16 protein-coding genes are annotated in these 18,336 nt (G+C 53.8%); 8 read left to right on the top strand and 8 right to left on the bottom strand.

Features of this window, described 5'->3' with window-relative positions; all coding sequences use genetic code 11:
• Positions 1-44: 44 nt before the first annotated feature.
• The 3 genes from L21SP2_RS13115 to hutH all read left to right on the top strand — a co-directional run bounded on the left by L21SP2_RS13115 (position 45) and on the right by hutH (position 2,988).
• Positions 45-1,130, top strand: coding sequence for an ArsR/SmtB family transcription factor (locus tag L21SP2_RS13115; protein ID WP_024269025.1), 1,086 nt, complete (start codon positions 45-47; stop codon positions 1,128-1,130).
• A gap of 1 nt (position 1,131) precedes the next feature.
• Positions 1,132-1,368: a hypothetical protein gene (locus L21SP2_RS13110; protein WP_024269024.1), complete on the top strand. Its 237-nt coding sequence runs from the start codon at positions 1,132-1,134 to the stop codon at positions 1,366-1,368.
• 72 nt (positions 1,369-1,440) lie between these two features.
• Positions 1,441-2,988, top strand: coding sequence for a histidine ammonia-lyase (gene hutH, locus L21SP2_RS13105; protein ID WP_024269023.1), 1,548 nt, complete (start codon positions 1,441-1,443; stop codon positions 2,986-2,988).
• Here the strand turns inward: hutH and L21SP2_RS13100 are convergent.
• The 3 genes from L21SP2_RS13100 to L21SP2_RS13090 all read right to left on the bottom strand — a co-directional run bounded on the left by L21SP2_RS13100 (position 2,973) and on the right by L21SP2_RS13090 (position 5,677).
• Positions 2,973-4,631, bottom strand: coding sequence for a formate--tetrahydrofolate ligase (locus tag L21SP2_RS13100; RefSeq protein WP_041403097.1), 1,659 nt, complete (start codon positions 4,629-4,631; stop codon positions 2,973-2,975). The genes hutH and L21SP2_RS13100 overlap by 16 nt on opposite strands.
• Positions 4,632-4,743: 112 nt before the next feature.
• Entirely contained in the window at positions 4,744-5,418 is a 675-nt protein-coding gene (locus tag L21SP2_RS17495; protein ID WP_024269021.1) for an NUDIX hydrolase, read from the bottom strand.
• Positions 5,405-5,677 carry a DUF4342 domain-containing protein gene (locus L21SP2_RS13090; RefSeq protein ID WP_024269020.1) on the bottom strand — a complete coding sequence of 91 codons (273 nt, stop codon included), beginning with the start codon at positions 5,675-5,677 and terminating at the stop codon, positions 5,405-5,407. Before L21SP2_RS13090 ends, L21SP2_RS17495 begins: the two co-directional genes overlap by 14 nt.
• 188 nt (positions 5,678-5,865) lie before the next feature.
• Here L21SP2_RS13090 and L21SP2_RS13085 point away from each other — a divergent pair, with 188 nt between their 5' ends.
• From L21SP2_RS13085 to ilvD, 3 genes are all read left to right on the top strand, one after another.
• Complete coding sequence (locus L21SP2_RS13085; protein ID WP_024269019.1) at positions 5,866-6,207, top strand: PadR family transcriptional regulator; 342 nt, start codon at positions 5,866-5,868, stop codon at positions 6,205-6,207.
• A 1-nt stretch (position 6,208) separates the two neighbouring features.
• Positions 6,209-7,180, top strand: a complete 972-nt coding sequence (locus L21SP2_RS13080) for an HAAS signaling domain-containing protein (protein ID WP_024269018.1) — start codon at positions 6,209-6,211, stop codon at positions 7,178-7,180.
• Positions 7,181-7,273: 93 nt separating this feature from the next.
• Positions 7,274-8,971 carry a dihydroxy-acid dehydratase gene (gene ilvD / locus L21SP2_RS13075; protein WP_024269017.1) on the top strand — a complete coding sequence of 566 codons (1,698 nt, stop codon included), beginning with the start codon at positions 7,274-7,276 and terminating at the stop codon, positions 8,969-8,971.
• A 38-nt stretch (positions 8,972-9,009) separates the two neighbouring features.
• Here ilvD and L21SP2_RS17490 read toward each other — a convergent pair whose 3' ends face one another.
• Positions 9,010-9,480: a DUF134 domain-containing protein gene (locus L21SP2_RS17490; RefSeq protein ID WP_144083010.1), complete on the bottom strand. Its 471-nt coding sequence runs from the start codon at positions 9,478-9,480 to the stop codon at positions 9,010-9,012.
• Positions 9,481-9,627: 147 nt separating this feature from the next.
• Here L21SP2_RS17490 and L21SP2_RS13065 point away from each other — a divergent pair, with 147 nt between their 5' ends.
• Together L21SP2_RS13065 and L21SP2_RS13060 are read left to right on the top strand one after the other, a co-directional pair.
• On the top strand, positions 9,628-10,737 hold the full coding sequence (locus tag L21SP2_RS13065) for a sensor histidine kinase (protein ID WP_041401603.1): 1,110 nt from the start codon (positions 9,628-9,630) through the stop codon (positions 10,735-10,737).
• A complete protein-coding gene (locus L21SP2_RS13060) occupies positions 10,734-11,714 on the top strand; it encodes an aldo/keto reductase (protein WP_024269014.1) in 981 nt (326 codons plus the stop codon). Before L21SP2_RS13065 ends, L21SP2_RS13060 begins: the two co-directional genes overlap by 4 nt.
• A gap of 43 nt (positions 11,715-11,757) precedes the next feature.
• Here L21SP2_RS13060 and L21SP2_RS13055 read toward each other — a convergent pair whose 3' ends face one another.
• From L21SP2_RS13055 to L21SP2_RS18940, 4 genes are all read right to left on the bottom strand, one after another.
• On the bottom strand, positions 11,758-14,070 hold the full coding sequence (locus L21SP2_RS13055) for a PAS domain-containing sensor histidine kinase (RefSeq protein WP_144083009.1): 2,313 nt from the start codon (positions 14,068-14,070) through the stop codon (positions 11,758-11,760).
• A 102-nt stretch (positions 14,071-14,172) separates the two neighbouring features.
• Positions 14,173-16,809 (bottom strand): heavy metal translocating P-type ATPase, encoded by a 2,637-nt coding sequence (locus tag L21SP2_RS13050; RefSeq protein ID WP_024269012.1) that lies wholly within the window; start codon positions 16,807-16,809, stop codon positions 14,173-14,175.
• Between the two features lie 45 nt (positions 16,810-16,854).
• A complete protein-coding gene (locus tag L21SP2_RS13045; RefSeq protein ID WP_041401599.1) occupies positions 16,855-17,160 on the bottom strand; it encodes a metal-sensitive transcriptional regulator in 306 nt (101 codons plus the stop codon).
• A gap of 211 nt (positions 17,161-17,371) precedes the next feature.
• Entirely contained in the window at positions 17,372-18,331 is a 960-nt protein-coding gene (locus tag L21SP2_RS18940; protein ID WP_244437929.1) for a beta-galactosidase small subunit-related protein, read from the bottom strand.
• Positions 18,332-18,336 lie beyond the last annotated feature (5 nt).

Raw genomic sequence — 18,336 nt, 5'->3', positions numbered from 1 at the left:
TCTATTGCCATTGGGATCGCAGGAATTTTATCAGGGAGATATGTATGCGCAATTTATCGCTTATCGGCACTCAGCAATCCGAGGACATTCAATTTGTTCTGGAGCCGTTGTATTCCATGCAGGCCAGTCTTTGCCTGATAAATGATGAGGCGGTGGGTCTGCATCCCTGGGTGGAAAAAATGCGTCGGCAGCTGACTGACGAAGAGCTCCGGGATAACCGGAAATTCTGCCGCACCGCCGTCTTCCTGGATGATAAAATTTGGGGCTCCCCGGATCAGTGGCTGGAATACGTGGCATCCCTTGATGATGATTACATGATCGATTCGGTGTTGGAGCATCTGCGGATCAAAGCCCGGCGCCTTCCGGGGTTCACCCGTGAACCGCCGGAAAAGGAAGAGATTCTGAACAGCCGGGATGCCTTTATCGAATATATGGAGGTATTTCTTCAGGCGGAGGATCTTCCGGTGGAGCCGGGTGCTCTGGAAGATGAGTACTATCTGCTCACACACCCCGCAGAGAAGCGGGAATTCATTATCCGCCATTTTCGGCATATGTACGACAACTATCTGCAGCAGGAGTGGCAGGAACATCTTCAGGATTTACAGGACAGCATTCAGGCCTTCCGTTCGGTGGACTACCAGTCAATGGACCGTATTGAGGCAATTCTGGAAATTACCCAGAGGCAGAAATTCACTCCGGGCATTACCAATATGCTGATGAAGGCCGGCCAGATCCGCTTTATTCCGTCGGCTCACATAGGCCCCTACATCATGATTCTCGGTTCAGGCGATTCGGTGCTACGGATTGTTCACGGGGCCCGGATACCCCGGGGAGCTGCCTTGAAGTCGCCGTCCCTGGTGCGCTCTGAGCTCCTGATGAAGCTGGAGGCGCTGGCGGATGAACACCGCCTGAGTCTTCTGCACTTTATATCCGGAAGGGGGGAAATCAGCAGTCAGGAAGCCATCGACTATATGGAGATGAGTCAATCCAGTGTTTCCCGCCACCTGAAACAGCTTACCGCAAACGGTTTTCTCAACATGCGGTACCAGGACCGGATGAAATTTTTCTCTTTGAATATCAGCAAATTCGAAGGAATGTATCAGAGCCTGAAACATTATATCGGAGGATAATATGTTCTTACCTGAATACAACATGATGAAACTTGCAGAGCAGAGGCATGAAGCGCTTCTTGAGACCGCCGGCAGGGGAGAGGTGGGAATCTCCCGGCTGGTGGGAAGACTCAGAAGGAAGCTGGGAACCTTCCTCATACGTATGGGAGGTCACATCGCAGGGATCGGCGATATGCCGGCGTATGAAAAGCTGATGAAATACTCTGCTCTGGCAGGAAAAGGCCGATTTATCGGTTGAGAGAAATGGCTGGACAGAACCGAAAAACGGGTACTAAGCTGAAATCAGTTTATTACGATTTCGGGAGTGCATATGAACCGAAGTTTTTCTTACGGTGACCAGCCGTTGAAGTCTGAAACGGCCCGGGCCCTGGCCCGGGGTGAAATACGCGGAGAGCTCAGCAGGGAGGGGCGCCGACGGATTCGCAGCGGCGCTGCGCAGGTTGAGCGCATCGTGGAAGGGGAAGAGGCGGTGTATGGAGTCAATACCGGCTTCGGTCCCCTCTGCAGCACCAGAATTGATCCCGAACAAAGCCTTCTGCTTCAGGAAAACATCCTGAAAAGCCATAGTGTTGGAATGGGACCTCCGGTACCCTCAGAGATTGCCCGCCTGATGATGGTTTTGAAACTCCAGGCCCTGGCTGCGGGACGTTCGGGGATCCGCCTGGAAACCATGGAGCGTATTTTACTGATGCTCAGGGAGGATGCCATTCCTGTGGTTCCCTCCCAGGGATCGGTGGGGGCATCCGGGGACCTGGCACCATTGGCGCATCTTTTTCTTCCCCTCATCGGATTGGGACAGCTTCGGTTCCGGGGCGCTGTGGGCCCGGCAGAAGATGTGCTGAAAGAATTAGCCCTGGATCCCCTGATTCTCGGACCCAAGGAGGGGCTGGCGCTTATTAACGGAACACAGTTTATTCTGGCCTGGGCGGTGGCGGGGCTGGAGAAGATGGAAAATCTGCTGGACACTGCGGATATTATCGGGGCCATGAGTCTGGAAGCGGCTCTGGGCTCGGTGAAACCCTTCGCCCGGGAACTTCATGAGCTGCGGCCCTACGCCGGAAACATGGAAACCGCACGGCGGATCCGCCGCTGTCTTCATGGATCACAGATTCTTGAACATCATAAGGACTGCGGCAGAGTGCAGGATCCCTACTCCTTGCGCTGCATGCCCCAGGTTCACGGCGCTTCCCGGAACGCCTGGAATCATTTGCGGGAAACGGTGGAAATTGAGCTGAACTCAGTAACCGATAATCCCATTCTCACCACTGACGGATCGGCGGTGAGCGGAGGGAATTTCCATGGTCAGCCGGTGGCCATACCTCTTGACTATGCATCTGTAGCTGCCGCAGAACTGGGAAATATTTCCGACAGACGCAGTTACCTTCTCCTGGACGGTACCAGCCGTGATCTGCCCAAACTGCTGATGAAGCACACAGGCATCAATTCGGGATTCATGATTCCCCAGTACAGCTCCGCCGCTCTGGTGAGTGAGAATAAAAGTCTCTGCCATCCCCCTTCTGCAGACAGCATACCCACCAGTCTGGGCCAGGAGGATCATGTGAGCATGGGCTCCATCAGCGCCAGAAGACTGTATGAAATTCTGACCAACGTTGAGAAAATTCTGGCGGTGGAGCTGGTATGCGCAGCCCAGGCCTTCGATTTCCGCAGGCCCCTGCGTTCAGGACCGATCCTTGAGGCCTGCCACCGCCTGGTACGGGAATACATTGATCATGCGGACCAGGACAGGGTATTTGCCGACGACCTGGAGGCGGGTCGAAAGCTTATCCAGGGAGGAGAGCTTGCCGCCTGTGCCAGGGACGCGGGAATTGATGAATCGGAACCTCAGGATAATCCGTGAATGTTCCCGTCGTCATCAATATCTATTTCCAGGGCCGACGGGTTCCGGGGCAGTCCCGGCATCCGCATAATATCCCCCGTCAAAGGAACCAGAAACCCGGCACCTGAGTTGATCAGAATCCGACGTACGGTAACCAGAAAATCCTTGGGTCTGCCCAAAAGTTTCGGATTGTCGCTGAGGGAAGCCTGGGTTTTCGCAATACAGACGGGAAGATTGTCGTAGCCCCTGCTTTCGATGGTTTTCAGGTCTTTTTTTGCCGCCGAAGTAAAATCCACGGCCTGAGCGCCGTAAATCTGCCGGGCAACAGTCTCAACCTTTTCCTGTACTGAAGAATTCCAGTCGTAGAGAGGTTTTCCCCGGGATTCTCCCGCATCTTCCTGCTGGTTCAGAAGGTTCATGGCCTTGTTGGCGAGTTCCGCCGCCCCTGCGCCTCCCTGGGCATAGTGCCGGGAAACTGCGTATTCCACATCAAGGGCCGTACAGATTTTCTCAACCTCCCGGAGTTCCCCATCGCTGTCGCCGGGAAACACATTAATGGCCACCAGAGGTGAAACGGAGAATTTCCTGATGTTTTCCACATGTTTGGCCAGGTTTTCCCCTCCCTGTTTCACCGCTTCAGGATTTTCCTTGTCCAGCTCCTTCTTGTTCACCCCTCCGTGCATTTTCAGAGCCCGCACCGTAGCCACCAGAACCACCATATCCGGCCTGAATCCGCCGTAAGGACTTACGATATCAAAAAATTTCTCAGCACCCAGATCGAAGCCGAAACCCGCTTCGGTGACCGCCACTTCTCCCAGGCGAAGGGCCAGGTTGGTTGCAAGGACCGAGTTTGCCCCCTGGGCGATGTTGGCGAAGGGGCCTCCGTGGATCAGCACAGGTCCGCCCTCTGTGGTCTGAACAAGGTTCGGAAGGAAGGCATCTTTCAGCAGGGCGGCGGCTGCGGAGTGAACGCCCAGATCCCGTACATAAAACGGGGTTTTATCCGCTTTGAGGCCCAGAAGGATATTACCGATACGCTCTTTCAGATCTGAGTAACTGTCTGCAAGACAGAGGATGGCCATGATCTCGCTTGCGGCGGTGATGTCGAATCCGTCTTCCCTGGGCGGCGCATTGGTGCTCCCCAGGCCGACAACAATATCTCTCAGGGCCCTGTCGTTCATATCCATTACCCTGCGCCAGTACACGTGGGCCACCGCAGGGGCATCGTCAGGGTAAAAATGAAGCCGGTTGTCCAGGCTCGCAGAAATGAGATTATGGGCGGCGCTTATTGCGTGAAGGTCGCCGGTGAAATGCAGGTTGATCTCATCCGCCGGGTGCACCATGCTTTTTCCGCCGCCGGTTGCACCGCCCTTTATGCCGAACACCGGTCCCAGGCTTGGTTCCCGGAGGGCAGCAACCGCATTCACACCGATGTGCCTCAGCCCCTGGCTCAGACCGATGCTGGTGGTTGTCTTGCCCTCTCCCGCCGGAGTGGGGGTTATGGCGCTCACCAGGATCAGTTTGCCCGTGGGCTTTTCCATGATCCGTTTTACCGCCTGCATGGATATCTTGCCCTTCCATTTGCCGTAGGGAATAAGGTCTTCGCCTTTCAGGCCGATACCCTCTGCTATTTCAGTTATCTCTTTCATGTTGCTGTATTCCATAGTCACATCATCCCCCCGAATACCCGATAGTTCAAGCAAATTATTCATCCCGGGAGGCCCAGGACAGGAATACCAGACAGGAACACCAGACCGGGAACCCCAGGCCGGGAGCTCATACCGGCTGATCCGGACCATAGCGCCGTTCATAGGCTGTATACAGATCCTCGACGAAGTTTTGAATAATTTTTGCCGTCATGCCCCAGAGAGTTTCTTCAAGATTTTCATAGAACAGAACGTTCAGATCCCGGCCCCGCCAGTCTCTGCCGTAGTCATGGGAAAAATCGAACCGGTGAAACGGTATTTCCTTTTCCGGAGGACGACGCCCGAAGTCAACTGATACCCGGTAGACTGTGGTGGGACTGTTTCTCAGAAGTTTCAAGGAGAGCGTGAAAAGCCTCTCCACCTCTTCATTGGGATCCCAGGGCCGGTTGTCATCCACAATTCCCATCCATACATGTACCAGCCTCCCTCCGGCATTCACCAGACTGCCGTAATATGCGCTTGCTGTCACGGCGCCGGATGCCAAGCCGGTCTCCTCGGCAAGTTCCCGGAAACCCGCATCCCTTGAGGTTTCACCAGCTTCAATGCCTCCTCCCGGCAGACAGATTTCCCGTCCCTGGGGCATATGCTCCGCCCGTTTCTCCAGTAAAATCCTGCAGGAATCCAGGCTCTCACCGGGAATGATGGGGATGACCACCGAAGAGTTGCGGTATGCCTGTGAATCGATGATTCTTCCTTCACATGTTGAAATATCGTTGAGCAGAAGGGCGAGTTCACTCTCCGTCATCTGTCCTCACTACTTCCACTTTCACACGGGCCATGAGGGCCGCCGCCGCTCCAAGGGCTGCAAGTACCGGAGCCATAAGGGTCAGGGCACCGCTCACCGCGACTCCGGCGGTAACGGGAATTTCGAATAGAATCTTGTCATGTTCATTTTTTACTATCACCTTCCGTACGTTGCCTTCCGCGATCAGCTCTTTGACTTTCTTGACTGCTTCGCTGCCCCGTACCATGAATTCCTCGGTAAATTTATGCGGATCACTCATGCTTCCTCCCTTATTGACTTTTCGTTACCGGGAACTGTTACACGGCCTCCGGCTACTGTCTATATAGTATGGGATTGGCGCCTCCATTTCAATCTATACACTGTGAGATATACTTTGATGTGCGAAAAAGTATAAATTATATTGACAATGGTGTGTATAACACACTATATTATTGTCAGGAGGATGATATGGAAACAGGCGATTCGAGGTTTCAAAACCTGGTTCAGGAACTCCGCCGGGGGTCTCTTGTACTTGCGGTTCTCCATTTGAGTGATGCTCCCAGCTACGGCTATGCCCTGGTGGAGCGTCTGAAGCAGGCTGGAATAGGGGCAGAGAAAAACACCCTCTATCCGCTGCTTCGCCGCCTTGAGCAGCAGGGTCTCATGGAGAGCAGCTGGGATACCGGCGAGGCACGACCCAGGAAGTATTACCGCATTACCGATGAGGGCAGGGAAACACGGCAGCTGCTTAAAGAGGAATGGAATGAGATGTCCCGCAGCATGGACAGGATTCTCACAGAGGAGGAATAGGATGAAAGAGAATGTTTTACGTCAGGTTGATAAATATTTTGCGCTTCTGCGCAGCGCTTTGCCCCTGGGAAACCGGGAGGATATTGTACGGGAACTGAAAAGCAATTTTCTGGATGAGGCGGAGCAGCGCTTCGGCGGCAATCCGGAAGAAAATGAGATCAGGTCGGCACTCGCTGAGTTGGGCCCCCCCAGGAAACTCGCCGCGGAGTATGCCGGAGAGCCCAGGCTGATGGCGCCTCCTCTTGTGAGTCTGTTTCGCACAATCATGGTGATTATTCTGGGTGCTCTGACTCTCAGCTTCATGATTGTTCTGATCATTGAGCTGCTGCAGAACGCATATTCCAGCGCAGAGCTGGTTCGCCGGTTCTTTCTTACTCTGCTGCAGATTTTTCAGGCATGGATCAGCGGGGTGGGAGTTTTGCTTCTGGTGTTTATTGGAATCAGCACGGCGATGAAAAACCCCTCCTCAGTCCTGGACGAAGATACCTGGGATATTTCCCGTATTGATCAGGTACAGCTTGGAGATGAAATAGAAAGCAGAGTAGGAGCCTATATTGCTCTGGGCATCAGTCTTGCATTTATTCTGGTTCTGGCGGTGTATCCGGGAATTATCAGTTTTCTGGAGGAACTGTACCTGCTCAGCACCCTGCCGCTGGATCATCGGGTGAACCTTGAGATCTTCCCCTGGTATGTGGCGGTATTCGCAGCCCTGTGGGTTTTTCAGCTGATACATACCCTGTACGGAATCCGTCTGGGACGCAAGACGTTGAAGCTGCGCTGGATGGAGAGCGGATACTTCGCTCTGGAAGCTGTGGTGATGCTCATCATGGTGAACCATTCAGCCCTCTGGATCGGCGGTGGCTGGAGAGGCGCCCGCATTTTCTTTCTTCTGGCTTTTGCCATCAATGTTATTGAATTGCTGTATTCCCTGTACAGGCTGCGGCCCAACCGGCTGAGTCAGGATCAGGCATAATCACTTGTCCGACCCCCGGTATAAATATTATTATTATTGTAATATTTATGCTTCCGGCATTCGTCTTTTGATGGTGCCGGGCAGGAGGCCGGGATGGGCGAAACGAATAACACAGAACTTGAACAAGGGAAACGTTACAGCGGAGACATGACATCCGGGGTTGAACGGACTCCCAACCGGGCAATGCTCAGGGCAATCGGATTCCAGGATCAGGATTTTCGCAAACCCCTTATTGGTGTGGCCAGTGCAGGGGCTGAGCTCAGTCCCTGCAATATTCACCACGATGATCTGGCAGAAATTGTCAAAGATGAGATGGGGTCGGTTGGGTTAAAACCCATGAAGTTCAACACCTTTGTGGTGACCGACGGTCAGGCAATGGGCCATGAGGGAATGAAGGCCAGCCTGGTCTCCCGGGATACCATTGCAGATGTTATCGAGCTGGTGGTCAGGGGACACGCCCTGGACGGAGTCCTGGGTATCGGGGGCTGTGACAAGACCATTCCCGGTACCGTAATGCCCATGGCCCGGCTCAACCGGCCGGCTATCTTCTGCTACGGCGGCAGCATCAAAGCGGGCAGGCATAAGGGGAAGGCCATCGATATTGTGAGCGCATTCGAGTCGGTGGGATCCTTCAGTTCGGGTACCATCGATGAAGAAGAGCGTTACGGCATTGAATGCAGCGCCTGCCCCGGAGCCGGGGCCTGCGGCGGAATGTACACGGCGAACACCATGGCCTCGGCAGTTGAAGCCCTGGGAATGAGTCTCCCGGGCAGTTCCGGTATTCCCGCCGTGGAACCGGAGAAAGACAAACACATGCGGGATTCCGTCCAGGCCCTTGCATATCTTGTAAAGGAACATATTACTCCAAGAGACATCATGACCCGCAAGGCGTTCGAAAATGCCATCCGTACGGTCATGGCCCTGGGAGGCAGCACCAATTCGGTTCTTCATCTGCTGGCACTGGCACGAGAGGCGGAAGTGGAGCTTTCCATACGGGATTTTAATCACTTTCACGATACAACCCCCATGCTCACCGATATGAAACCCGCCGGCCGGTATGTTATGGAGGATCTCCATCGGGCGGGAGGTGTACCGGTGGTAATGAAAATTCTGCTGGATGAAGGCCTTCTTCACGGCGATTGTATGACGGTCACCGGAAAGACACTGGCGGAAAACCTGAAAGATGTTGAAGTGAATCTGGAAGGCCAGGACGTAATCAAAGCATTCTCCGAACCTGAAAAACCCACCGGTCCCATCGCCATCCTGTTCGGTAATCTGGCGGCGGAAGGTGCAGTGCTGAAGACCTGCGGTCTGAAGGTCACCAACCACCGGGGTCCTGCCCGGGTGTATGAAGGGGAAAAGGAAGCTCTTGACGCAATTCTTTCCGGAGACGTGGTTGAAGGGGATGTGGTGGTAATCCGCTATGAAGGCCCCCGGGGCGGACCGGGAATGCGGGAGATGCTGGCCCCCACCGCAGCCATCGCCGGACGGGGTCTGGCGGGAAAAGTCGCCCTGATAACCGACGGACGCTTTTCCGGCGGAAGCCATGGGCTGATTGTGGGACATGTGAGCCCTGAGGCGCAAAACGGCGGAGCAATCGCAGCGGTCAGGGAAGGGGATATGATCCGCATCAGTCTTGAGGAAAAACTTCTCGAGGTTGAACTGAGCAGCGATGAGCTGCAGAAGAGACTGGAAAACTGGAAACCCAGGGATCACGGCTATGCACGGGGTGTGCTGGCGAAATTTGCCCGGCTGAGTTCATCTGCAAGTGAAGGAGCAGTTACCAGTTAGGAGCGCCCCGAAGAATGTGGAATTTGGTTTGGCCGGGTTCAGGCTTTATGGAACATCTGCCCGGCCCGCCGGTCCTCTTCTTCGCAGCAGCGGCAGTCGTGGTGACACTCCGGCCGTGCTGCGATGATATTATCTCCCAGACATCGCGGACAGCAGTATTCCCCGTTTTCAGGTACTACAAAGGGTCTGTGACATGATTTACAGCAGTAGACGTTGGGCCCGAATAATACTTTTCCTCCGCTGATTTCCAGACTTGATCCGCTGGTAAGGAACTCGGCCATTTTCCCCCGGGCTTTATTCAGCAGACGGTTGAATGTGGGACGGGATATTCCCATCACCTCGGCGGCTTCATTGTGGTTGTATCCGTTCTGATCCGCCAGACGGATGGCTTCGTACTCGTCCAGTCTGAGAATTACTGCGTGCTTTTCTGCTCCGGGGCTCTCTTCGGCGGTGAACCTGAAACTCCGGGGAGGTGCCGGCATGGAACGGATCTTTTCCTGTCTACCCATGGAATGAGTATATCCGCTTACAACGGACTCTGCAATCTGCTGCCGGGGAATACGGGCCAATTAACCGTGGTATTAATCCGGGCAAAAAATCCCGGGGATTTGGGCTGACTTCGGGCATATGAGCACGAGAAGTAATAGAATAGGAATATGAAATCTCCATTTCTTTATCGGCCTTACTGGGCTGCAATTATTGCTGCAGTGTATGCTTTGTTTGGCAGTCTCTGGATTCTGTTTTCCGACAGGTTTGTGGAAGCGTTTGCCCAAAGTGCCCAACAGCTCAGCCGGCTTCAGACCCTGAAAGGCTGGGGGTATGTGATTGTTACAGCTGTTCTGATTTATTTCATGGTTCAGGTATATGTGGGCATTATCCGGAAGATTGAAAAAGAATTTCAGGCGGAGCTGCAGGAGAAGCTGACCCAGCGAAGCAGGGAGCTGAACCGTGCTCAGAAAAAGCTGGTGGAGCGTAAGAAAAATCTGGCCCTTTCAGAACTGATGGTGGGCTTCGCCCATGAGATTAATACCCCTTTGGGTGTTTCGGTTACCGCGATTTCCACACTGCGGCATGCCCTGGCCTCCGAACAGGTCTCTGCAGGCAACGGGCCGGAAACCGGCCTGCCCCCCCAGATCAGCTCTCTCCTGGATCTGCTGGAGGGAAACCTGCAGCGCACCGTGGATCTGGTGGAGAGCATCCGGCGGCTGGGCGTGGACAGCTGGGATCCCCTTATTCAGCAGGTTCGGCTCAACCGCTTCATTCCGGATGTGGTCACCACACGGCTCAAGGATCAGTTTGCGGTTCGGGCAGTGGATGAAGGACAAATACAGGGGATTGCTCTGGAAGACCTCAGCTGGGAGTTTTCCTCCTCTGCCACCGTTGATGTTGTCACCGATGTTGAGGTGCTTCGCTTTATTATCAACTGTCTGATCGACAACCTGTTTGACCACGGTCTGGAGCAAAATACGGCCCCGGTCGGCCCCGACGGTGCCGCTGCCTACTTTACCATCAGCCTTAGTATGGAGCGTGAACAGGTCTGCATCAGTTACCGGGATTACGGGCCGGGTGTTCCTCCGGAGAAGCTGAACAGACTGGTGGAACCGTTTTACAGTATCAGGCGCAAAGCGGGGAACAGCGGAATGGGACTGAGCATAGTCTACAGTCTTGTGGTACAGGTGTTGGACGGCAGCATGAGCATGGCCTCGCCGGGCAGGCAGGGGCTGGAAGTGATGATTATGTTTCCCGCCCACAAGGAGACGTTATGAACTACAGAAGATTCGGCAAAACAGAATGGAAGGTATCTGAAGTATCGTTGGGAACCTGGCAGGTGGGAGGCAAATGGGGCAGCGGTTTTGATGATGCCCTGGCTGAACGGATTCTCAACCGGGCCATAGACCTGGGGGTGAATTTTATCGATACGGCAGATGTGTATGAAAACCGGAAAAGCGAAGCTGCGGTGGCACGGGTCATTAAATCCCGTTCCGAGCAGGTGTATATGGCCACCAAATGCGGACGGTTTTTGAACCCCCATGTGAGTGAATCCTACACTCCGGCGGCTCTGAGGGAATTTGTGGAGGCAAGCCTGAAGAATACCCGCCGGGAGCAGCTGGATCTGATCCAGCTCCACTGTCCGCCCACTGAAGTATTCTACCGTCCGGAAATCTTCGAGACCTTCGAACGTCTGAAAGATGAAGGTAAAATTCTTCATCTGGGGGTGAGTGTGGAAAAAGTTGAAGAGGGACTGAAGGCCATGGAGTATCCCAATGTGGTTTCGGTTCAGATCATCTTCAATATGTTCCGTCAGCGCCCTTCGGATCTCTTTTTTGCACGTGCGAAGGAAAAAGACTGCGGAGTTCTGGTGCGGGTTCCCCTGGCCAGCGGCCTGCTCAGCGGCAAGTTCACAAAGGAGAGTAATTTTTCCCCGGATGATCACCGGAATTTCAACCGGGACGGCGCAGCGTTCGATAAAGGGGAAACCTTCGCTGGCATTCCCTTTGAGACGGGAGTGGATGCCGCCGATGCCTTGAAGGGCAGGCTTCCTCAGCCCCTGGCAGGATCGGCTCTCCGCTGGATCCTCGATCATCCTGAGGTGAGCACGGTTATTCCCGGGGCTTCCAGGGTTGAACAGCTTGAATCAAACGTATCGGCTTCGGATGCATCCCCCCTGAGCAGTGAGAACCATCAATGGGTGAATGAGGTGTACGGCCGGTATATCCGGGATCACGTACATCAGCGCTGGTAGATCGGGCGAGGGTCTCTCATCGTATTTCGGGACATAATTCAATTTATTCCGGGGCATTCAGGGGAAAGCTCACTGCAACCCTGAATCCTCCGGGCACCGGCTGGGAGAGCACATCTCCTCCCAGCTGTTCTCCCAGAACCTGGATCAGCTCAAGACCCAGCCCTCCGGCCCGGGATTGGCTGGTTACGCTGTTTGAATCAGCCCCGCCATTTCCTCCGCCGTTATCCTGAAAAAGGAGCTCCGCCTGATTCCCGTTCATTCTGCATTTAATATCAATTGTGAGCCGCTCATATGGGGTCTTCCCGTGCTTAATGGTGTTTGTGAGGATCTCATTGAAAATAAGACCCAATGGTACCATCCGGGATATGTCCAGTTCGATATCGGCTAATAGTTCCGGGACAGGTGCACGCTGCCGGAACTCTTGGGGATTGATTACATCCTGATGCAGAGAGAACACCGCATCACGTATCCGTTCAAAATAATCCCTCAGACTGACTGAGTTCCGGGTATCCGAACCGTAGAGCAGCTCATGCATCATGGAGATGCTGTAAATTCTTCCCCGGGCAGCGTCCAGCACATCCCGAAGCCGTTGGTCCTCAATTTTCTCTTCCTGAAGATCGATGAGGGAACTTACAGTGTTCAGATTGTTTTTAATGCGGTGGTGCATTTCCCGAAGCAGGGTTTCTTTTTCCCGCAGGGATTCGGCAAGCATGTGTCTGTTCCTGATTTTTTCATCAATATCTTCCGTGGATACCAGAGCCCGTCTCCAGTCCAGACCGTGCCCCTGGAGAATGGTAAGGCGGAAACGAACCCAGAATTCCCTTCCGGTGAGATCCCGTTGAAGGAGTTCAGAGCTGAATTCCCCGGCTCCTTCAAAAAGCCGGGTCATTGCCTGGGCAAATACATCTTTCGCCTGGGGAGGAAAAATCTCCGGCAGCCTGCGAATCAGTTCCTCTTCCCCCCGGGCCTTATACATCTTGAGCACTGCATCATTCACCCTGATGATCCTGATGTCCCTGATGCTTTCCTGAATCAGGACAGGATTGCGGCGGAGAAAATCGGAGAAATTCCCCTTGTGACTGCTTTTCAGCTTTTCCAGGAACATGCGGACCGCCGAAAGATCCTCTTCCCATAGTCCCAGAGAAAACTCATCGAAGAGGGTTCGGTAACGCCTGTGTTCCCGCTGTATCTGCTCCCGGCTGAGGATCAGCTTTCTTCTGCTGCCGATCAGCAGAACTGTGAGGATTGCGAGACCGGCAAAAAGCAGAATGGCGATGAGAGCCCATATACCGTAGAGATCCCAGATTGTGAGAGGTTTGTTAACCCATTGGGGGTTTGACCACTCTGCGGGCAGGGAAATTCCCAGGGACCGCCAGCGATTATAGTCAAGCATCAATCTTACCGGAGGACTCATCAGCCGTGGAGGGACAAGATCACCGCCGGATCCCAGCATATCAATTAATAGATCCATGGCATGGTAGGCCTGCAGCCGATGGGAGATCACCACTCCGCCTGTGAGTCCTGAACCGATACCGTGTTCATACACGTGGAACATGGGAACCCGTACATCCTCTGTAAGAAATCTGACCGCCTGGTCAAATTCCATGCCCGTGTCCTGTTTATCCAGATAGGCGTCCAGGAGAATTACCGGATTTGAGGGGGATATCTCCTTCACAGTATTTTTCAGCTCCCGGTAGCTCATAACCGCCAGATCAAGCAGGCGGAGTTCGGTTTCAGGAAATTGTTTCTGCATGGATCTGAAAAGTCGCGCATCGCTAATGCCGGTATTGGTGCCATCGGATATGCCGTAGATGGCCGAAGGTTCGGAAAAAGCCGCCTTTAAAAAGCGGATATTTTCTTCCAGGGGAATTCTCTCGGCAACACCGGAAATCTGGGGCTGTTTCATGGCCGAGGCGGCCCGGTCTGCATCGTTCACTCCGAAAAATACCAAAGGAATTCCCGGGAAAAGCTCTTCCCGGTTCTCCAGGACAAAATGTAATGCATTGTCATCGGCTGTGAGGACTCCGTGATACCCGGGAAGGTTGTTCAGTTTCTCTACAAGCCCGTTGCGGAAATTGGCAAAATGTACCCGGCTGAAGAGTCGTTTACTATCCATGAATTCAACATCCAGACAGATATTGACCTGGTGGTTTCCCTCGAATTCCCGGATCCGTTCCTCAAGCCCCTCCCGCTGAACCGGCCAGGTGGGAAATGCCGGATGGTAGGACGCAATAAGCAGCAGTCTGATGCTCTCCGTTGGAGATGCAAAATCCGGAACCTGGAATTGCTGGGCGGCGGAATGGGTTAGCTGCAGGGCCAATAATACCATCATCAGCGTACGTCGGAGAGATCGCATATCATTATTATAGAACATTTAAAGATATCAGACATAAAAAAAGGGGGGTAGAACATATCTTTCCCCCTCATAGATGCACACCGGCAGACCCCTTTTTCAGATCTATACGGTTTCGTACCCGGCGTTTTGAACCGCTGCCTTCAGCTGTTCCACCCGTTCAGCGGAATTTCCTTCATGGACGTTTTCCAGCTCGAAGTCCAGAATTCCCTTTTCCAGGTCTACGCTGGGGCTCTTGATTCCCTCAACTGACGCAGCCGCATTTTCCACGGCCATTTTGCAATGATTACAGCTCATTCCCTGTACCTGTATCTGCATGGTACTCTCCTTCGTATTGGTGGTTTGCTCCGGGGATTCTCCCGAAGAGTTCTGTCCGGTTTCGGAATCTGATTGGTTTCGGTTTCCGAACCGGGCCTCTATATTTTTGCTTCCTGATGAATCCTTGTTTCCTGAAGAATCCTTATTTCCTGATGTATCCTTGTTTACGGATTCTGCCGGGAGACCGACGGGTTTGAAGCGCTTCAGCGCCTTTGCCGGATCGAATCTTTTCAGACTCAGGGAATTACTCACAACCGAGACCGAGCTGAATGCCATGGCGGCACCGGCAATCACCGGATTCAGCATTCCCAGGGCGGCGAAGGGGATTCCCACGCTGTTGTAGAAAAAGGCCCAGAAAAGATTCTGCCGGATTTTTGCCATGCTCCTCTGGGACAGGAGAATGGTGTTTGCAATTTCCCGGAGATCGCCCCGCATGAGGGTGATTTCTGCGGTTTCCATGGCGATATCGGTTCCCTGACCCATGGCGATTCCAAGATCCGCAGTAGCGAGTGCAGGGGCATCGTTCACCCCGTCACCGGCCATTGCCACCGTGTAGCCCTGTTCCCGGAGTTTTTCCACCTCCCGGGCTTTATCCTCGGGAAGTACCTCTGCCAGTATATTATCAATTCCCGCTTCCCGGGCTATGGATGCCGCACTCCGGCGGTTATCTCCGGTAATCATATAGACATCAATGCCCATCTTTTTTAGCATTTCAATCCCTTCACGGGAGCTCTCCTTTATTGAGTCGGCTACGGCAATCACACTCAAAACTTTGCGGGGATCCGCCAACAGGATACAGGTCATACCCCGGTTTTCCAGCTCCCTGAGTTGGGTTTCCGCTTCCCGGGTGTCTATGTGCTCTTCTTTCATGAAGGTCGATGTGCCGATAATGTGCCTGGCTCCGTTCAGACTGCCGCTTACACCTTTACCCGGCACGGAACGAAAATCCGAGATATGGGGGATTTCTATCCCTCGTTCTTCCGCCGCATCAACAACGGCACGGGCCAGGGGATGTTCTGAGTGATATTCCAATCCTGCGGCAATGCTGAGAATTTCTTCATCCCCCAGGGGCTGAGATCCGGCATCACCGGGCTCTTGAATCCGGTGGATTTCCCTGACAACGGGTCTGCCCTGGGTGACGGTCCCGGTCTTGTCCAGAACCACTGCGTTGATCTTTCCGGCGGCCTGAAGAATTTCCCCGTTTTTGATCAGGATTCCCCTCTGTGCACCTAATCCGGTGCCCACCATAATTGCAGTGGGAGTGGCCAGACCCAGGGCGCAGGGACATGCAATCACCAGAACGGCCACTGCAGATATAATTCCGCTGTTCATATTGCCCCCGGCAAGCCACCACAGAAGGAATGTGAGCAGGGCAATGCCCAATACCGCCGGCACAAAAATACCCGCAACCTTGTCAGCGAGTTTCTGAATGGGCGCTTTGGAGCCCTGTGCTTCCTCCACAACAGAGATAATTCGTGACAGTACAGAATCGCTGCCCAGATTTCCCGCTTCAACAATGAGAGAACCGTAACTGTTGACGGTTCCCCCGATAACATCATCCCGTTCTGCCTTTTCAACGGGAATGCTCTCACCGGTGACCATGCTTTCATCAACCGCGGAAGCCCCTGAAAGAACTTTGCCGTCCACGGGGATCCGTCCCCCGGGGCGAACCAGTACGTAATCACCCTGAATAACATCACGTACCGGAATCACAAGTTCTTCACCTCCCCGTTTCACGGTGGCCTGTTCCGGCTGGAGGTTCATCAGCTTTTTCAGGGCATCGGAGGTTTTGCCCTTGGCCATCTCTTCAAGGTATTTGCCGAACAGTACCAGGGTGATAATCACCGCTGATGCTTCAAAATACAGTCCGCTGCCTTCTATTCCCAGTGAATCGGCGAAGAAGCCGTTGAACACGCTGTAGGCATATGCGGCACTGGTACCCAGGGCAACCAGCACATCCATGCCGGGGTTTCCCGCCTTCAGAGTAGCCCAGGCGGTTTTATAAAAACGAAGGCCGATCCAGAACTGCACTGGAGTGGCAAGGGCAAGCTGCACCCAGGGATTATGAAGAAATGACAGGGACTCAATGGAGAGCAGCATGGCCGCCATGGCCAGCACCAGGGGTGCACTGAGAAGGGCAGAGATAATCGTATGCACCTTCAGCTTCTTCAGCTTTCTGCGCTTCTTCTCTTCTGTCTCGGACCGATCTTCGGCGGCGGGGCGTGCGGAGTACCCGCTTTTGCTCACGCTGTCCAGCAGAGCCTGAATATCGGTTTTTTCCGGGTCATAGCTGATAGTGGCTTTCTCGGTGGCCAGATTTACATTCGCCATATCCGTGCCGTCCACGTTTTTCAGCGCCTTTTCCACATGTCCCACACATGAGGCGCAGGTCATGCCCTGTATATCCAACTGAATAATATCCATATTATATCTCCTTGTCCTAGCCGTTCTTTGGCTGCACTCTGCGGGCTACTTGGTCATTTTCCGAATGGTGGTCATCAGCTCATCAACTACCTCCAGTTCGCCGTTCTGGATTTGTTCCACCACGCAGCTTTTCACATGGGCTTCAAGGAGAGTCTTTTTGACCCCCTGAATTGCCGACTCAACGCTCATAAACTGATGGAGGATATCATCACAGTAGACGTCTTCCTGAATCATCCGGGATATGCCCCGGATCTGTCCTTCAATTCGTTTCATCCGGTTCAGCATATGTGCCTTGGTTTCATACGGATGATGCGCCTTGCGCACCGTGTCATCTGTTTCGGGTCGTGCCATAATAGATTACCCCCCTACCCTATATAGAGGAGTATATTGCTCCAGGATGTATTTGTCAATCAATTCACAGTGCACGGAAGCTTGTGAACCAGAAGCGCATCCTTGATTAATCTCTATATGCGGCGGAGGAAGGTGATCAGCCCGCTACAGGTAGCGGCGATTTTTCTGAAATCCGCCGAAACTGTCGGTTTTTACAAGCTTCGGTGCACTGCTATGGGGCCAGATACCAGTCGATCCGGTAGCTGCCTCCTCCCTGAATCCAGCGGGGATCTGCATCCGGTCCGCATGCGGCGGTGCCGATTCCCCGCTGGTAGAGATCTACAATAAGTACGCTTGAGTTGCCGGCGGGAATCTCATGGCTGTGTTTTGCCCCGGTCAGATCTTCGGGCCGGGAGTGAAGGGCGGAGAAGTGAAAATCCCGGCGGGCGGATATGAGAAATCCCCGGGCTCTTTCCCGGTCCGGTTTTGTACTGTTTTTACCGGCTTTTTCAGGGGAAAGACCAATCAGGCTGCATCGGCTGTGGCCTCCCATTTCCTGGGGGAATATATAGGGCTGATACTGATTTTTCACCCGATCATGCCAGATCTTCAGAGGGAAGCCGGAATCCCGGTCGGGGTAGGTCTCCCCGGGGCCGGGTCCGTACCACATTAACTCTTCATATTCATGGGGAAATTCGAAAAGCAGGCCAACCCTGGGAAGGTCTTCGATCCGGGAATCTATGTTGATATCGGCCCTGAGACGGTAAATTCCTGGATACTCCTTCATTTCCGTAAGGCTTATCTCTGTTTCTGCCCTGACTTCTTCCCCGTGCAGGTATTCGCCTCGCAGCAGGCCCTGAGACTGCTGCTTCCAGCGGGAGGTGAGCTGATCCAGACCGTAGCTGCGCCATTCGTGGGAGGCATGAAGGTCATGTCCCGGAACCGCCCGGATGAGATCGTTGTCGGTGGGAGCTCTCCAGAGGCACAACTCCGGACCGCTGCAGAGAAAATCTCCCTGATCAATCTGCAGACGGGCCTGGAAGAATGTGAATCCAGGGTCAGCTCCAGGGAATCCGGTTGGGGAGGGGCTCCCTTCAGCTGCTGAAGGAGAATTTCCGGCGGCATCTGCTGATTGTCCGCCGTGTCTGTGCTCTCCCGGCCCCCTGTGCAGCCGAACACGGAAGCGTTCCATTGTTC

The organism is Salinispira pacifica (assembly GCF_000507245.1).
Taxonomy (GTDB): Bacteria; Spirochaetota; Spirochaetia; order DSM-27196; family Salinispiraceae; genus Salinispira; species Salinispira pacifica.
The sequence above is the reverse complement of the archived record's forward strand: the minus strand, read 5'-3'. Positions and strand labels throughout refer to the sequence as shown.

Bases quoted from the DNA above. Each gene is read 5' to 3' on its own strand.
- L21SP2_RS13115 (WP_024269025.1), top strand. From the start codon at position 45: ATGCGCAATTTATCGCTTATCGGCACTCAGCAATCCGAGGACATTCAA.
- L21SP2_RS13110 (WP_024269024.1), top strand. From the start codon at position 1,132: ATGTTCTTACCTGAATACAACATGATGAAACTTGCAGAGCAGAGGCAT.
- hutH (WP_024269023.1), top strand. From the start codon at position 1,441: ATGAACCGAAGTTTTTCTTACGGTGACCAGCCGTTGAAGTCTGAAACG.
- L21SP2_RS13100 (WP_041403097.1), bottom strand. From the start codon at position 4,631: ATGGAATACAGCAACATGAAAGAGATAACTGAAATAGCAGAGGGTATC.
- L21SP2_RS17495 (WP_024269021.1), bottom strand. From the start codon at position 5,418: ATGACGGAGAGTGAACTCGCCCTTCTGCTCAACGATATTTCAACATGT.
- L21SP2_RS13090 (WP_024269020.1), bottom strand. From the start codon at position 5,677: ATGAGTGATCCGCATAAATTTACCGAGGAATTCATGGTACGGGGCAGC.
- L21SP2_RS13085 (WP_024269019.1), top strand. From the start codon at position 5,866: ATGGAAACAGGCGATTCGAGGTTTCAAAACCTGGTTCAGGAACTCCGC.
- L21SP2_RS13080 (WP_024269018.1), top strand. From the start codon at position 6,209: ATGAAAGAGAATGTTTTACGTCAGGTTGATAAATATTTTGCGCTTCTG.
- ilvD (WP_024269017.1), top strand. From the start codon at position 7,274: ATGGGCGAAACGAATAACACAGAACTTGAACAAGGGAAACGTTACAGC.
- L21SP2_RS17490 (WP_144083010.1), bottom strand. From the start codon at position 9,480: ATGGGTAGACAGGAAAAGATCCGTTCCATGCCGGCACCTCCCCGGAGT.
- L21SP2_RS13065 (WP_041401603.1), top strand. From the start codon at position 9,628: ATGAAATCTCCATTTCTTTATCGGCCTTACTGGGCTGCAATTATTGCT.
- L21SP2_RS13060 (WP_024269014.1), top strand. From the start codon at position 10,734: ATGAACTACAGAAGATTCGGCAAAACAGAATGGAAGGTATCTGAAGTA.
- L21SP2_RS13055 (WP_144083009.1), bottom strand. From the start codon at position 14,070: ATGCGATCTCTCCGACGTACGCTGATGATGGTATTATTGGCCCTGCAG.
- L21SP2_RS13050 (WP_024269012.1), bottom strand. From the start codon at position 16,809: ATGGATATTATTCAGTTGGATATACAGGGCATGACCTGCGCCTCATGT.
- L21SP2_RS13045 (WP_041401599.1), bottom strand. From the start codon at position 17,160: ATGGCACGACCCGAAACAGATGACACGGTGCGCAAGGCGCATCATCCG.
- L21SP2_RS18940 (WP_244437929.1), bottom strand. From the start codon at position 18,331: ATGGAACGCTTCCGTGTTCGGCTGCACAGGGGGCCGGGAGAGCACAGA.